We start from the raw sequence: 14592 nt of genomic DNA, 5'->3' as shown, positions 1-14592 counted from the left end.
TGGCTGGTCTTTAGCGCGCGCCCAGAAGGTGCTCGATGGCGAGCTGGTTGAGGCGGACGAACGCGAACGAGCGCTGGGCGGCCTTGTCGGCGTCGAACGTTTCGAAGGCGCCGACGTCAGCCAGGAGGTCGGCGGTGGTTTCGCCGGCGTTCAAGGTGGGCTCGCCGAGTTCGAACACGCCCGAGGTTTCCAGCGCTTCCTGAACCTCCGGATCTGCGCGGAAAGCAAGGGCGCGTTCCTTCAGGAGCAGGTACATGGACATGTTGGACTTGGCCGATTCCCATACGCCGTCGTAGCCGTCCGTGCGGGAGGGCTTGTAGTCGAAGTGGCGGGGGCCGTCGTACTTGGGCCCGCCGTTGGGGAAGCCATTCTCCAGGAGGTCCACCGTAAAGAAGGCGCTGGTGAGGTCGCCATGGCCGAAGACGAGGTCTTGGTCGTACTTGATCCCGCGCTGGCCGTTGAGGTCGATGTGGAAGAGCTTGCCGGCCCAGAGGGCTTGGGCAATACCGTGGGTGAAGTTCAGGCCCGCCATTTGCTCGTGGCCGGTCTCGGGGTTGAGGCCCACAATGTCGCCGTGTTCCAGCTGGGCGATGAACGCAAGACCGTGGCCAACAGTCGGCAGGAAGATATCGCCGCGGGGCTCGTTGGGCTTGGGTTCCAGGGCAATTCGAAGACCGTAGCCCTTCTCCTTGATGTAGCCGGCGGCGGTGTCGACGCCTTCCTTCATACGATCCAGCGCGGCGGAGAGATCCTTGGAGCCGTCGTATTCGCTGCCTTCGCGGCCGCCCCACATCACGAACGTCTCGGCGCCCAGTTCAGCGGCGAGGTCGATGTTGCGCAGGATCTTGCTCAGGGCAAAGCGTCGGACGGAGCGGTCGTTTGAGGTAAATCCGCCGTCCTTGAAGACGGGGTGGCTAAACAGGTTGGTGGTAACCATCGGAACCTTGAGGCCCGTTTCGGCCAATGCGCCCTTGAAGTTCTTCAGGATGAGGTCGCGCTCGGAGGCGCTGGCGTCAAAGGGGACGAGGTCGTTGTCGTGGAAAGTGATGCCGTAAGCGCCGAGTTCACTGAGCTTATGAACGGCTTCAATGGGGTCCAGGGCTGCCCGGGTTGCAACGCCGAAGGGATCGGCGCCCGTCCATCCCACGGTCCAAAGGCCAAACGTGAAACGGTCCTGGGGAGTTGGCTGCGGGGTCATTGTTGCTCCTTGCAAGGCGGCGGGGAGGCCATGGATAAAAAGCACTCCAATTAGTTTTCAATCTGAACTATATGGGGGATGATGGATCATGGTCAATGGAAGCCAGCAAAAATCTTTCAAGCCCTTGAGGAGGCTGCCCGAGTGAATGAGCAAGCTGCCCCGGGGCGCGTAGGTGACGTCCGCCGTCGTAATCTTTCGCTTGTCCTGGATTCGATCGCCCGCAACGGCGACGCCAAGCCCAGCCGCGCGCAAGTGGCGGCTGGAACAGGGCTGACCAAGGCGGCGGTATCGAGTTTGGTCGCTGATCTCGTGGAGTCAGGCCTCGTCTCCGAGGTGGGCCTGTATCGCGATGGGGAGCGGGGGCGGCCAGGCCAGGGCCTTGAGCTCAGCGCCCGCCGAGGCGTTGTCGGAATGGAAATCAACGTCGACTATCTGGCCGTGGGCTTGGTGGACCTCGGCGGGAACCTGCGTTTCAGTTCCACTGTGGAGTCCCGCAACCGCGGGCTCAAGCCGGATGCCGTCATGGACGAACTGGGCGTGCTGGCCGGTCAGGCGAAAGCCTCAGCCGCCTCTGCCGGCATCACGATCCTCGGTGGTGGTCTTGCGGTTCCCGGCCTGGTTGATGAGCAACACGACATCGTCCTGTCCGCCCCAAACCTCCATTGGGAGCACGAGCAATTGAATCCGCGGGCGTTGCTGGAGGACGCGCCGCTCGGTGTCAGGCTGTCCAACGAGGCAAACAGTGCTGCGCTTGGTGAGCTTTGGTACGGCGAAGGCCCCTCGGACTTCCTCTACGTTTCCGGCGAAGTGGGCGTTGGCGGTGGGGTCATCATCGGTTCTGAGCTCTACACGGGACCTGGCGGTTCCGCCGGAGAACTGGGCCACATCGTGGTGCATCCCGAGGGGCCTTCATGTTCCTGTGGAGGGGCCGGCTGCTTGGAAACATTCGCCGGCCAGGAAGCCATTTTCGAAGCTGCCCGCATCCCGGAGGGGTCTCTTGGCAGGCGAACCGAACTTCTGCTCGCCGCCTTGGCCGCCGATGAGCCGCATGCCAAGCGTGCAGTTCGGGACGCTGGACGGTACCTGGGCATCGCGCTTGCCTCTTCTGCGCGTCTGATGGACGTCGAAGCCGTGGTGCTCGGGGGGCACTTTGCCGTCCTCGCCGATTGGTTGAAACCGGCAGTGCTGTCGAGTTTGGAAAGATACGCACCGGGGCTGCTGAAGCCGGAAAGCCTCACAGTTTCGCGTTTGGAGCACAGTGGGACGCTGCTGGGCGCGGCGGGTCAAGTGATCCGCGCTGTCATTGAATCGCCGTCCGAATTCCTGCTGGGCAAACCCGCGTAGGGCACCTTTCCATGGGGCGGTTTCCGGGATCCGCAGGATCTCTGCGCCTGGTTCTTCCATGCAATTCATCAGCATGCTTACTATTAAGTGGTCAGTTTGTTCGCGCATGCTCAACCCACGAACAGGTGTCCCATGAGTACTCAAAATTCAGCACACACCAGCACGGCGAAGGCGGGCAGTGCTCCCGCCCCTGAAGACGAGCGCAAGCCGGATAGTCTCAACGACCTGGTGAAGCCCACGTGGATGTATATAGCCAAGAGGACGCTGCGGGAGTTCAACAAGGATCAGTGTCCCGACGCCGCTGCGGGCCTCACCTACTATGCAGTGCTTTCCCTTTTCCCAGCGCTTTTGGCGTTGGTTTCCCTCATCGGGATCTTTGGCGACGCCGGGAAAACCACCACGGCGTTGCTGGATATCGTGCAGCAGTTCGCTCCAGGGCCCGGTGTTGACGCCATGCGGCAGCCCATTGAGGAATTGACTCGCTCCAACGCGGCGGGCTTCGCGCTGGCCCTGGGCATCCTGGTGGCGTTGTGGTCGGCCTCCGGGTACACCACGGCCTTCAGCAGGGCGATGAACCGCGTGTACGAAGTGGATGAAGGCCGCGGCTTCATCAAACTGCGCGGGACGATGCTCGCCGTGACCGTCGTCGCGCTTGTGGGCGCGGCACTTGCCGCCGCGATGCTCGTCCTGAGCGGACCAGTGGCGGAGGCTATAGGTAAGGCAATCGGAATGTCGGACACGATCCTCACGGTGTGGAATATCGCCAAGTGGCCTGTCCTGATCGTGCTGGTGGTCATCGTCATTGCGGTGCTTTACTACTACACCCCCAACGTCAAGCAGCCCAAGTTCCGTTGGATGAGCCCGGGATCCCTCATTGCCCTGGTTATTTTTGCCCTGGCATCGCTCGGTTTTGGCTTCTACGTTGCGAATTTCAGCAATTACAACAAGACCTACGGAACGCTGGCAGGCGTCATCATCATGCTGCTCTGGCTGTGGATCCTGAACATGTCGCTGCTTTTCGGCGCGGAATTTGACGCCGAAATGGAACGCGGGCGGCAATTGCAGGGAGGTATTGAAGCTGAAGAAAGCATCCAACTCCCGCCGAAGGATACCAAGCGCAGCGATAAGCAGCAGAAGCAGGAAGACGAAGTTATCCGCCGCGGGCAGGAACTTCGTGAGAACTACGAAGACGAAACACGCTCCAACGAAGCCCGGGAACGAAACGCAGATGCCAAAGACAAGAAGTGAAGCGCAGCGCGTCAACGGGTCCGGCACCACGCGCAGGAAGCTTAAGGCTGTTCGCGACGGCGACAGTGTGGAAATCCATGGTGAGATTTTCCGTGTCAGCTCCGTCCAGCCCGAAGAGGGAACCCGGAATATCCGGGTGGAGTTACAAGCCAACGACGGCGGCACTCTCACCTTGATCGGTGTTCCGCGCGCGCAGGTCCACGTGCCCGCCAATCTTTAGCCGGGCTGGGGCTCCGCGCGGATTACGCCCCTGCAGGGAAGCCCTGGTCGGCGTCGTCCCACCAGCCCTCCCAGGCGCTGGACGACAGGCGCTCCGAGGCGAAGGCGGCAGCAGGCGAGTTATCTTCAGGGGAATCGCCTGAGGAGTCGCTGTGGCTGCTGCTGGCGTCCAGGAAAAAGTTGAGAGTCTTCAAGAGCATCATGGTGGTGTCCTTTCAGTGGTTTCTTGGACCTCTTTGTCCAGGTGAAACCAGCGTAGGCGGCCATTGTTTCCTCTCATCGACGCAATGTTTCAGCTATGTACCACTTATCTAACATGGGCATTCCGTGCCTCCCCGCTGAAACAAAACGGTATGCAAAAGCGAGCCCCTGCCGTGACCGGGCAGGGGCTCGCTTGCTTTGGGGGCGGTCCTCCCGCGGAGCTTAGGGCATCCGCGGGAGGACCACGTTCTTGGGGTTGTTGGGGTTTTGGGGTTCTTAGGCGTACGGGAGGACAAGCTCCGCGTAGCGCTGCTTCATGGTTTCCAGGACGGTGTCGCCATCGGCGTCCCAGATCTCCTGGTTGAAGATCTCAACCTCGATGTCGCCCGTGTATCCGGCGTCGCGGACCCAGGTGCCGATCGTCGCGAAGTCAATGACGCCGTCGCCCATCATGCCGCGGGATAGCAGCGCGTCTGAAGCGATCGGCAGGTTGAAATCACATACCTGGTAGGAGGCAATGCGGTCTTCGCGCCCGGCGCGTTCGATCTGCGCCTTCAGTTCCGGATCCCACCAGACGTGGAACGTATCGACGGCGACGCCCACAGCCTTCGCGTCGTATGGCGCGGCGAGATCCAGGGCCTGGCCAAGGGTGGAGATGAGCGCGCGGTCGGCGGCATACATCGGATGCAGGGGTTCCAGCACCAGCCGTACGCCGTTCTCCGAAGCGAACGGGACCAATTCTTCGAGGCGGTCGGCAACGCGCTGGCGGGCAGCCACCACGTCCTTCTCGCCTGGAGCAAGCCCGCCAACCACCAGGAACAGCTCCTGGGTGTCCAGCGCGACTGCTTCGCGGACGGCTTCGAAATTGTCCGCCAGCGCCGCAGCCTGACCTTCAGCATCAGCCGCCGTGAGGAATCCTCCCCGGCACAGGGACGAAACCCGGAGCCCGGCGTCCTTGATGAGCTTGGCGGCCTTGTCCAGGCCGGCTTCCGCTACGCGATCACGCCATGGGCCGATTGCCGGAATGCCGGCGCGTGCACAACCGTCAACGGCTTCGGCAAGGGTCCACTTTTTTGTAGTCGCGCTGTTCAGCGAGAGTCTGGAAAAATTGCTCATGCGCCCACTCCGTTGATCCTGAGGTAATCGGACATCCGGAATGCTGCCAATGACGGGTCCTTCAACAAGCCAGCCTGATCGGCAAGTTCGAAGGTCTTGGCCAGGTGCAGCACAGATCGTCCCGAGTGCAGTCCTCCAACCATCTGGAACCCGGGCTGCTTGCCGTTGAGCCAGGACATGAACGCGATGCCCGTCTTGTAGTAGAACGTCGGTGCGCTGAAGATGTGCTTTCCGAGCTCACGCGTAGAGTCCAGGATGGCCCGACCCTCTGCACCTTGGCCGGCGTCGTACTTCTGCAAGGCAACCGAAGCGGCGGGGTAGATGGCAGCGAAGATGCCCAGCAAGGCATCGGAGTGGTGCCTCTGGTCGCCGTCGATCAGCTCCGGATAGTTGAAATCGTCGCCTGTGTAGAGGCGGACTCCTTCCGGAAGGTTGGCGCGGAGGGCGACCTCATGGGAAGCGTCCAGAAGCGAGACTTTCACGCCATCCACCTTGTCCGCGTGCTCGCGGATCAGGCTGAGGAACGTCTCAGTGGCCACGGAAACATCATCCGAGCCCCAGTATCCGGCCAGCGCGGGATCGAACATGGTGCCCAGCCAGTGCAGGATGACCGGTTGGTCAACTTCCTGCAGGAGCGTCGAGTAGACGTGCAGGTAGTCGTCGGCGCCGCTGGCCACCTTGGCCAATGCACGGGAGGCCATGAGGATGACCTTGGGGCCTGCTTCGCTGACTACGGCGATCTGCTCGCGGTAGGCATCGATGACGGCCTGGATGCCGGCCGCGCCTTCAGGGAGTGCACTGATATCCAACTGGTCCGTACCTGCGCCGCAGGAGACAAGGTCCCGGACGGACTTGCCGGCCGTTGCTGCGTTGCCCGCTGCCACCACGGAAGCGGCCTCGGCGCCGGTGCGCTTGATGAGCTGCTGGGTAGCTGCCCAGTCCAGGCCCATGCCGCGCTGCGCGGTATCCATGGCATCAGCCACCCCAAGTCCGTAGGACCAAAGCTCATGGCGGTATGCCAGCGTGGCATCCCAATCAAGCTGCGCCGGAGCGCCGGGGGTGTTGTCAGCAGCGACCTCAGGGATGACGTGGGCTGCGGCGTACGCGCGGCGGGCCGTCAGCGGGGCGCTCGGCTTGACCCACGCAGTGGCGGGCTGGAGACGGTACTCGCGGGTGCCGCCGTCGTTCGTGGGAAGAATGAGTGACGTCATTAGAGGGTGATCTCCGGGATGTCGATGGTGCGGCGCTCCGCCGAGGACTGGAGGCCGAGCTCGGCAAGCTGTACACCGCGTGCTGCGGAGAGCAGGCCGAAGCGGTGCTCACGGCCGGCCACCACGTCGCGCAGGAATTCTTCCCACTGCAGCTTGAAGCCGTTGTCCAGTTCAGCGTTGGCCGGAACTTCCTGCCACTGGCTGCGGAAGGATTCGGTGACGGGCAGGTCCGGGTTCCAGACCGGCTTGGGTGTGTGGGCGCGCTGCTGCGCAACGCACTTGTTCAAACCGGCGACGGCGGAACCGTGCGTGCCGTCGATCTGGAACTCGACCAGTTCGTCGCGGTAGACGCGGACGGCCCAGGAGGAGTTGATCTGCCCGATGACCTCGTCGCCGGCCGGGGTTTCGAGTTCGAAGATGCCGTAGGAAGCATCGTCAGCCGTGGCCTTGTATTCCTTACCGGCCTCATCCCAACGCGCGGGGATGTGGGTGGCGGTCTTGGCGTTGACGCTCTTGACCTTGCCGATGATGCCTTCGAGCACGTAGTTCCAGTGGCAGAACATGTCCGTGGTCATTCCGCCGCCGTCTTCCTTGCGGTAATTCCAGGACGGGCGCTGGGCTGCCTGGACGTCACCTTCGAAGACCCAGTAGCCGAATTCGCCGCGGATGGAGAGGATGCGGCCGAAGAATCCCTCGTCCACGAGGCGGCGGAGCTTGACCAGGCCGGGGAGGTACAGCTTGTCGTGCACGACGCCAGCGGTGACGCCGGACTCCTTGCCGATTTGCGCCAGCTCGATTGCTTCCTCGAGGGTCTCAGCCGTGGGCTTCTCGGTAAAGATGTGCTTGCCGGCGCGCATGGCCTTCTTCAAGGTGGCGGCGCGAAGGCTGGTCATTGAGGCGTCAAAGACGATGTCCACCGTGGGGTCGGCGATGACGGCGTCCAGGTCCGTGGACCATTCGGAGACCTTGTGGAGTTCGGCGAGCTCACGGATCTTGGCTTCGTTGCGGCCAACCAGGATCGGCTCCACCTGAACCTTGCTGCCGTCTTCGAGCGTGAAGCCACCGGCGTCGCGGATGGGGAGGATGGATCGCAGCAAGTGCTGGCGGTAACCCATACGGCCGGTGATGCCGTTCATGGCGATGCGGATCGTCTTTGTTTCGTAGCCCATGTTTTCTCCAGGTCCTTGTGTGCCGGCCGCTGTGCGTTGCCGGTGTTTGCAATTCGAGAAGTTGGGAAAGCGCATTCCCGTTGCATCGATCATGCACTATGCCCAGCCGGATTGGCAAGCGCTTTCCCAAAAATGGGTGAAGACTGCCATAATTTCTTTAGCGCCAGTCTCGAAGGCTTGCAGAAAAGGAGGGCCTCGTGGCCGCCAGCACATTGAGTGAAGTTGCCCGTTTGGCAGGGGTCTCCCTTGCCACGGCGTCCCGTGTCCTCAACGGTTCCACCCGTAAGCCCGCAGAGGATATCGCGGAGCGCGTCCGTGAGGCCGCGGAAAAGCTCGGCTACGTCCCCAATGCCCAGGCCCAGGCGCTCGCAAAGTCCAGCTCGGGACTCATCGGACTGATTGTCCACGACATCGCCGACCCCTACTTTTCGGCCATTGCCCGCGGCGTCCAGGAGGCGGCCCGCCAACAGAACCGCATGGTCCTGTTGGCCAGCACCTCCGGCGCTCCTTCGGATGAACGGGAAGCTGTGGCAGCCTTCGCGGCCCGTCGCGCAGATTCAATCGTCATCGCCGGTTCCCGCTCGGCACGGCCCGAGGATGAGCAAGGCAATCTGGAGCTCGCTGCCGAGTTGGATCGCTATTGCCGTAATGGCGGGCATGTCGGCGTAGTAGGTCACCCGATCGTGGGCTCCACTACCAACGAGGGCTACCATGTGGTCGAGGTGCCCAACGAGGACCTCGCCGCGGAGCTCGCTGACCAGTTGGCTGCCGTGCATGAGGGCGCCTTCGTCGTTGTTGGCGGCCCTGAAGGGCTCCTTACCTCCGATGACCGGATCCGCGGCTTCCAGCGCGGACTCGCCGACACCGGCCGGCACCCCGCCGAGGTTATCCGTACAGGCTTCAACCGCGCTGGAGGGTACGACGCCGGGCTGGCGCTGGCCGAACGAATCAAGGCCTCCGGCGAACGCCTCTGCGTCTTCGCGGTGAACGACGTCATGGCCATCGGCGTGACAGCCGCATTGCGGTCACAGGGCGTGTGGATTCCCCGTGACGCAAACATCGCTGGTTTTGACGACATTGAAACACTGCGGGACTTCCGTCCCGCCCTGTCCACGGTCTACCTGCCGCTTGAAGAGATTGGAAGGCTTGCGGCCGGCGACCCGGATGGCGGCTCTGTGGTTGGCTCCGTCAAACTCCGCCGAAGCACCGAGCTTCCGGTGGAGAGCCGAACAGCCTAGTTGCTTGCAGTTTTCGTGAGCGTCGCGGGCCCCTTGGCCGGCCCGGCCCGGGCGCAAGCGTGTATCTGGTTTTCTCGGGGTCGCGCTGGGATTACACATTTGTAGCGTTACCGCTAGGTTTGTGTAATGGCACTGAGTATCCCCGAACTGGCGAAGCGACTTAACGTCAACGAGAGCCGAGCGCGGCAGCTCGTCCAGTCCGGACGTATTCGTGGCCAACGGGTTGGCGGACGGTGGATCGTTGACGAAGCTGACGCCGTCCAGTACCGGCCTGGTAAGCCTGCTGGCCGGCCGCTCTCAGAACGCAGTGCTTGGCAACTCATGTCCTGCTTCTGGGAAGACAGCCCGGGGCGCTCTCTCCTCGCTTACTTCGAACCCTCGCCGGTCGAGAAACATCGCCTGAAACAGCGGATCAACCGACTGGAGGAGTCCCCGGACTTACTCAAGCTTCTGGCGGCATGGTTGGCCAATCGTGCCGAAAAATTCGAGTTCTCTTCCAGCCCGGATGACATCGCCGAGCTTCGGGAGGACAAACGAATCCACCTCTCCGGAGTCTCTCACCCGCGCTCTCGACTGCTGGCCAACTCAGAGGTTGAAGCCTACGTGCGACGCGACGAACTCAAGGACGTCGTCAGGGATTGGTTCCTGGTTGAGTCAATCCCTCGCAAGAGGCCGAATGTAATCCTCCGCGCCGCCGAGCAAGTCCCCGACGAACTTCCCCCACTAGTGGTGGCGGCGGACTTGGCCGAACGGCCCGGTGTCCGTGAGCAACAAGCCGCACGCGAAATCCTCAGGAGCGTCCATGCCCATTGAACTTCCCGCAATGCTCACCGAACAGCAGGAAGCGTGGCAGGCTGTTGCGGAACGGGACCATCTGGCAAACATGCTTGGTCGCCTTTCCAATGAACCGGAGCTCATGGAGCAAGTGTCGGAAGGTGCCGAGGGCGTGGAACGTCTGCGAATCTCGCTGAACTAGGTGTCGACCGGACGGCGGGATTAGCCGGTCAGCGATTACGCTCCCTAACAGCATTTGAATCGAAGTGGCGCTAGTCTTCCCCGAGCGTAATAGTGTGCAGGAAAGCGGCGTCGTTGAGCACGTTGTCCGGAAGGTCATCCTCAACGAACTCCAACATGATGTCCATATCCTTGCCGTTGCCGCGAAGGACATCGGAGACGGTCTGCCACAGGAGCTTGCGCGACCTCAGCGGATGGCGTTCAGCCTCAGGTCCCCAGGAAAAGCAGTGGACGCCCACCAAATGGGGGAGGACTTCGTGCAGCGACTCCAGCGCCTGCTGGTCGGAAAGCCCGACGGCGGGCTGCCAGTAAGTGCCGACGTTGGCGTGGTTCACACGCCGCAGGAGCTCAAGTGTTGTTTCGGGGGAGTCCGTGAGTGTGTTGCCGTGGTACTCGAAGGCGATTGCGGTCCCTTGGGCCGCGGCCAGATCGGCGATGCGTTGCGTGTCCTTAACCACTGCGTCCCAGTGCTCCTGGCTGGCGTCGGCTGAACCAAGCTCCCCGGCCCAGACCCGGATCCGACGCGCGCCGAGCGCGGCCGCGAGGCTGAGGACGGGCTCGAAATCGCCGAAAGCTCCGGATCGGTAATAGGAACCGAGCGACATGACGCTGAGGCCTGCGGCCTCGGTGGCCTCCTTGGCATGGGCGGCGGATGCGGCGTCACTGACATGGACATCAGTGCCCCACTCGATGCCTGCCAAGCCCGCGTCGGCAGAAATGCGCACGACCTCGTCAATCCCCAACTCCCGCAGGGTGACGGAACAAATGCCGGGCGTGAGGTCCGCCAACGTCGTGAGATCGATCATTTGTTCAGGATAACTGGAATGCGCTTACCCAGTAAGGTTGTATCGCCTGTCGAACACATCGCTTCAGGCTTCAGATGAAATCGACGACGGGCGTGAGGTGTTGCGCTTCCGGACCTCACGCAACACGATCTGCTCCGGGCAGACGGTCGAGAGGAAGTCGCCGACTGAGAGGGCGAGCCGCTCGCCGACGAGTGAGTACAGGATGCGGTTGGCGTCCCGCCGTTCCGCGATCAAGCCTGCCTGGCGGAGCACGCTCAGGTGGCGGGAAATAGTTGGGCCTGTGGCGCTGAATCTCGCAGCGATCTCGCCCGCAGCCAACTCGCCGTCCTTGAGGTCCTGAAGAATCTGCCGCCTCGTAGGATGCGCGAGTGCGGCGAAGATGTCGGATGCCGTATCTGCCATGTTTGCAATATAGCACGATTGCTATATACAGTTTAGCTTCATTGCTAATAAGCGAAGGAGCAACGTTATGCGTGTAGCTATTACCGGTGGTACCGGGTTTGTTGGCCGTCACTTGGCAGCACGTCTAGGCAGCGAGAACACAGTGGTGATCTCTCGGCGGACAGGAGTGCAGATCGACAATGCGGATGCCCTGACGGCGGCATTCTCCGGGTGTGAGATCGTGGTGCACTGTGCCGGTATCAATCGAGAGATCGGAGACCAGACCTTCGATCGCGTACACGTCGACGGTACCCGGGCTGTGATTGAGGCCGCCCGACGAACGGGTGTGAAGCGGATAGTTATGCTGAGCTTCCTCAGGGCCCGGCCTGACTGTGGATCGCCCTACCACGAGACGAAGTGGGCCGCCGAGGAACTCGTCCGGCGGTCCGGGATCGACCACACCATCCTTAAGGCGGGCATGATCTACGGCCCTGGTGATCACATGGTGGACCACGTGACTCGGGCCGTGCGCACGTGGCCGGTTTTCGCCACTGTCGGCTATCGTGAGCGGACAGTCCGCCCGATACCCGTCGAGGAAGCCGTCAACGTATTGATTGCTGCCCTTGAGGGGCGGATTCCAAGCCCGACGGTCGCCGTTGTTGGAGCCGAAGAGCTGGAACTTGGCGCGGCTGTTCGTCGGATTGCACGAGTCGCAGGCAGGCGCCCTGTCTACTTCCCCGTCCCGGTGTGGGCCATCCGCCTACTTGCGCAGCTCACGGAGTGGACGATGGTGGTCCCGCTTGTTGCAAAAGCACAAGCACAGATGCTCGCAGAGGGTGTCAGTGAACCCTCCCCGTTCGCGCCGGAGCTGCCGGAGGAAATTCGCCCAGTTCTGAGGTTCGATGTCGATCGGATCCATGCGGCGCTGCCTGACGGTCGATTCGGTGTGAGTGATCTACGAATCGCACAATGGTGGGCCGGGCAACGCCGCAACCAGGCGGGCCGGCCCAGCCGTTAGTTCGACTTGCTCAGCGCCCGGCCCATGATCGCCTGCGTCAGCGCATCAATGACTTCGGCGTTGGCCAGGGGATTGCGGATCAGCGTGAAGTCGACGTCTCCCACGGGCGGGAGGTCAAAGCGCTGGGTGATGACTTTGAGGTCTTCGGGAACCAGGGACGCTGGCATCACGGCCACGCCAATGCCCGCCCGGACAGCGGCCAGTACGCCGCTGATCTGCTTGGTGCTGCACGTGATGCGCCACGTGCGGCCGGCGGCTTCCAGGGCGTCGATGGCCAACTTCCGGCTCAGGCTTGGCGCAGGGTATGCGATCAGCGGCACGGGCGCTCCCGGCTCCAGGACGGTTTGCTCAACGCCAACCCACGCGAAGTTGTCATGCCGGACCACGGTGCCTTCCTTGGCGCCAGCCACCCACTTCACGAACACGAGGTCCAGCTGGCCGGCGTTGAGGCGTTTGTAGAGTTGATCGCTTTGGCTGACGGTCAGTTCCAGGTTGATCTGCGGATACAGTTGCCGGAACTCGCGCAGGATCCGCGGGAGTCCTGTGATGGCGAGGTCGTCCGCCGTGCCAAACCGAAGGCGTCCCCGCATTGCGGAACCGGAAAAGTATCGTGCTGCGGAGTCGTGGGCTGCAAGGATGCTTCGGGCAAAACCAGCCATGGCGTCACCGTTGTCCGTGAGCCGGACTTCCCGGGTGTCACGGGCCACCAGGACCCGCTTGGCGGCGGCTTCGAGCTTGCGGACGTGCTGGCTCACTGTTGGCTGGGCCAACCCCAACCGCTCGGCCGCCTTGGTGAAACTCAGCGTCTCTGCGACGGCCAGGAAGGAGCGGAGCTGGACAGGTTCAAACACGGAACTCCTCGGGAGGGTGGAAAAACTGCGAAAGCGCGGGAGCGTCATTGCAATCCGCAATGCTAGTTATAGGCGTAATACGCTTCCATAATTGCTGCTGGCAACCATAGCGTTAAAGGCATCCCACCGAAACTCTCGATCCGAGGACTACCTTTGGCACCCCCACCGCCTTCAGCGGCAAACGTCAGCCAGCCCGTCATCGATTCCCTGTCCGCGCCGCAGACGCCGGACACCGTCACCCAGCCACTCGCCGTCGTAAGCGAAAAGCTGCCCTGGCGGCACACCTTCATCTCCTTGAAAGTACCCAACTTCAGGATCTTCGCAATTGGCCACTTCATCGCCGTGATTGCGATCTGGATGCAGCGCATTGCCCAGGACTGGATGGTGCTCCAGCTCTCTGGTTCCGTCACCGCGGTCGGAATTACCGTGGCGCTGCAATTCATGCCGTCGTTGTTCCTTGGCCCGTGGGGCGGCATGATGGCAGACCGCTTCGCCAAGCGAAAGATTCTCATCATCTGCCAGTCCGCGGCAGCCGTTCTGGCTGCGACGTTGGCGGCGCTTTCCCTCAGCCAGCGCGTAGAAGTCTGGCACGTCTACGCGATCGCCTTGGTCCTGGGCTTTGTGACCGTCCTGGACCAGCCGGCGCGGCAGGTATTCGTCAACGAACTCGTCGGTCCCAAGTACCTGCGCAACGCCATCAGCGTGAACTCAACAACCTTCCAGCTCGGTGGCCTGATCGGCCCGGCACTCGCGGGATGGCTGCTCACCGCCGTGGGCGCTGGTTGGGCATTCGCGGCCAATGCAGTCGCATGCTGCTCCACCGTGGCCATGCTCTTGATCCTCCGCAAAGACCAACTGCATCTTAGCCGGCCGACGCCCCGCAAGAAGGGCATGCTGCGCGAAGGCCTCCAGTACGCGCTCAGCAAACCCACTATCTACTGGCCGTGGTTGATGGCCGGGTTCGTGGCTGTTTTCGCAATGAGCCTCCCGGTCCTGCTGGCCGCCTTCGCGGACCACGTGTACGACGCCGGGGCCGGAGGCTACGGCCTGCTGAACGCGATGGTTGCGCTCGGTGCACTGATAGGCGCGGTCACGTCCACGCGGCGCCGCCAGCTCCGGTTGCGGTCGGTGGTGCTCTCGGCGGGCTTGTACGGCTTGATGCTCTGCCTATCGTCCGTGATGCCGTCCATGGTCTGGTTCAGCGTCTCGATGGTCCTGGCTGGATTCTGGTGCCTCATGTTCCTCACGGCGGCAAACCAGATGGTGCAGACCAGTTCCAACATGAGCATTCGAGGCCGGGTGATGAGCCTGTACTTAGTGGTGCTCATCGGCGGCCAGGCAATTGGCGGCCCCGTCATGGGGTGGCTGGCCGAGCACCTGGGGCCGCACCTGGCCATCCTTGTGGCTGGCGGTGTGCCGGCAGCGGCGGCGGCTGTTGTCGCCGTCGTGCTTGCCCGGAAGGCTTCCCTGCACATCAAAGTGGACCTGCGTGACCGGCGTCGAGTGCTCCGGATCGTGGACCGGACACAGACTGCATAGCGGTAAAAACCGAAACCAAACAGAAAGGCAGTGCCTGCG

Annotated in this window: 16 protein-coding genes; 8 read left to right on the top strand and 8 right to left on the bottom strand. The window is 62.5% G+C overall.

Going from position 1 to position 14592, the window contains the following annotated elements; translation table 11 throughout:
- Nucleotides 1-10: 10 nt before the first annotated feature.
- The gene (gene xylA, locus J2Y41_RS12040) at nt 11-1198 is read right to left on the bottom strand and encodes a xylose isomerase (RefSeq protein WP_309928613.1); all 1188 of its coding nucleotides are present in this window, start codon (nt 1196-1198) and stop codon (nt 11-13) included.
- An 81-nt stretch (nt 1199-1279) separates the two neighbouring features.
- Here xylA and J2Y41_RS12035 point away from each other — a divergent pair, with 81 nt between their 5' ends.
- The 3 genes from J2Y41_RS12035 to J2Y41_RS12025 all read left to right on the top strand — a co-directional run bounded on the left by J2Y41_RS12035 (nt 1280) and on the right by J2Y41_RS12025 (nt 4010).
- Nucleotides 1280-2542, top strand: coding sequence for an ROK family protein (locus tag J2Y41_RS12035; RefSeq protein ID WP_396133527.1), 1263 nt, complete (start codon nt 1280-1282; stop codon nt 2540-2542).
- A gap of 132 nt (nt 2543-2674) precedes the next feature.
- The gene (locus tag J2Y41_RS12030; protein WP_309928611.1) at nt 2675-3790 is read left to right on the top strand and encodes a YihY/virulence factor BrkB family protein; all 1116 of its coding nucleotides are present in this window, start codon (nt 2675-2677) and stop codon (nt 3788-3790) included.
- Nucleotides 3771-4010, top strand: coding sequence for a hypothetical protein (locus J2Y41_RS12025; RefSeq protein WP_309928609.1), 240 nt, complete (start codon nt 3771-3773; stop codon nt 4008-4010). The genes J2Y41_RS12030 and J2Y41_RS12025 overlap by 20 nt, the downstream gene beginning before the upstream one ends.
- Before the next feature lie 22 nt (nt 4011-4032).
- Here the strand turns inward: J2Y41_RS12025 and J2Y41_RS12020 are convergent, their stop codons facing one another.
- From J2Y41_RS12020 to J2Y41_RS12005, 4 genes are all read right to left on the bottom strand, one after another.
- Entirely contained in the window at nt 4033-4212 is a 180-nt protein-coding gene (locus J2Y41_RS12020; RefSeq protein WP_309928608.1) for a hypothetical protein, read from the bottom strand.
- A 274-nt stretch (nt 4213-4486) separates the two neighbouring features.
- On the bottom strand, nt 4487-5326 hold the full coding sequence (locus J2Y41_RS12015; protein ID WP_309928607.1) for a sugar phosphate isomerase/epimerase family protein: 840 nt from the start codon (nt 5324-5326) through the stop codon (nt 4487-4489).
- Nucleotides 5323-6537 (bottom strand): dihydrodipicolinate synthase family protein, encoded by a 1215-nt coding sequence (locus tag J2Y41_RS12010; RefSeq protein WP_309928606.1) that lies wholly within the window; start codon nt 6535-6537, stop codon nt 5323-5325. The genes J2Y41_RS12015 and J2Y41_RS12010 overlap by 4 nt, the downstream gene beginning before the upstream one ends.
- On the bottom strand, nt 6537-7706 hold the full coding sequence (locus J2Y41_RS12005) for a Gfo/Idh/MocA family oxidoreductase (RefSeq protein ID WP_309928605.1): 1170 nt from the start codon (nt 7704-7706) through the stop codon (nt 6537-6539). Before J2Y41_RS12005 ends, J2Y41_RS12010 begins: the two co-directional genes overlap by 1 nt.
- Nucleotides 7707-7903: 197 nt before the next feature.
- Between J2Y41_RS12005 and J2Y41_RS12000 the strand changes: the two genes are divergently transcribed.
- The 3 genes from J2Y41_RS12000 to J2Y41_RS11990 all read left to right on the top strand — a co-directional run bounded on the left by J2Y41_RS12000 (nt 7904) and on the right by J2Y41_RS11990 (nt 9920).
- Nucleotides 7904-8944 (top strand): LacI family DNA-binding transcriptional regulator, encoded by a 1041-nt coding sequence (locus tag J2Y41_RS12000; RefSeq protein ID WP_309928604.1) that lies wholly within the window; start codon nt 7904-7906, stop codon nt 8942-8944.
- Nucleotides 8945-9070: 126 nt separating this feature from the next.
- A complete protein-coding gene (locus J2Y41_RS11995; protein ID WP_309928603.1) occupies nt 9071-9757 on the top strand; it encodes a helix-turn-helix domain-containing protein in 687 nt (228 codons plus the stop codon).
- Nucleotides 9747-9920 carry a hypothetical protein gene (locus J2Y41_RS11990; protein ID WP_309928602.1) on the top strand — a complete coding sequence of 58 codons (174 nt, stop codon included), beginning with the start codon at nt 9747-9749 and terminating at the stop codon, nt 9918-9920. Before J2Y41_RS11995 ends, J2Y41_RS11990 begins: the two co-directional genes overlap by 11 nt.
- Nucleotides 9921-9990: 70 nt before the next feature.
- Here the strand turns inward: J2Y41_RS11990 and J2Y41_RS11985 are convergent, their stop codons facing one another.
- Together J2Y41_RS11985 and J2Y41_RS11980 are read right to left on the bottom strand one after the other, a co-directional pair.
- On the bottom strand, nt 9991-10764 hold the full coding sequence (locus tag J2Y41_RS11985; RefSeq protein WP_309928601.1) for a TIM barrel protein: 774 nt from the start codon (nt 10762-10764) through the stop codon (nt 9991-9993).
- A 63-nt stretch (nt 10765-10827) separates the two neighbouring features.
- Entirely contained in the window at nt 10828-11166 is a 339-nt protein-coding gene (locus tag J2Y41_RS11980) for a metalloregulator ArsR/SmtB family transcription factor (protein WP_309928600.1), read from the bottom strand.
- 67 nt (nt 11167-11233) lie between these two features.
- Here J2Y41_RS11980 and J2Y41_RS11975 point away from each other — a divergent pair, with 67 nt between their 5' ends.
- Nucleotides 11234-12163, top strand: coding sequence for an NAD-dependent epimerase/dehydratase family protein (locus tag J2Y41_RS11975; RefSeq protein ID WP_309928599.1), 930 nt, complete (start codon nt 11234-11236; stop codon nt 12161-12163).
- On the opposite strand, the gene J2Y41_RS11970 is transcribed toward J2Y41_RS11975, so the two are convergent.
- Nucleotides 12160-13014: a LysR substrate-binding domain-containing protein gene (locus tag J2Y41_RS11970; protein WP_223934726.1), complete on the bottom strand. Its 855-nt coding sequence runs from the start codon at nt 13012-13014 to the stop codon at nt 12160-12162. The two genes, J2Y41_RS11975 and J2Y41_RS11970, sit on opposite strands and share 4 nt — an antisense overlap.
- A gap of 153 nt (nt 13015-13167) precedes the next feature.
- Here J2Y41_RS11970 and J2Y41_RS11965 point away from each other — a divergent pair, with 153 nt between their 5' ends.
- Nucleotides 13168-14553, top strand: coding sequence for an MFS transporter (locus tag J2Y41_RS11965; protein WP_224089353.1), 1386 nt, complete (start codon nt 13168-13170; stop codon nt 14551-14553).
- Nucleotides 14554-14592: the final 39 nt, after the last annotated feature.

The sequence above is a fragment of the Arthrobacter sp. 1088 genome (assembly GCF_031455315.1).
In the GTDB taxonomy this organism is placed as follows: Bacteria; Actinomycetota; Actinomycetes; order Actinomycetales; family Micrococcaceae; genus Arthrobacter.
This window is presented reverse-complemented; position numbering and strand designations above follow the sequence as displayed.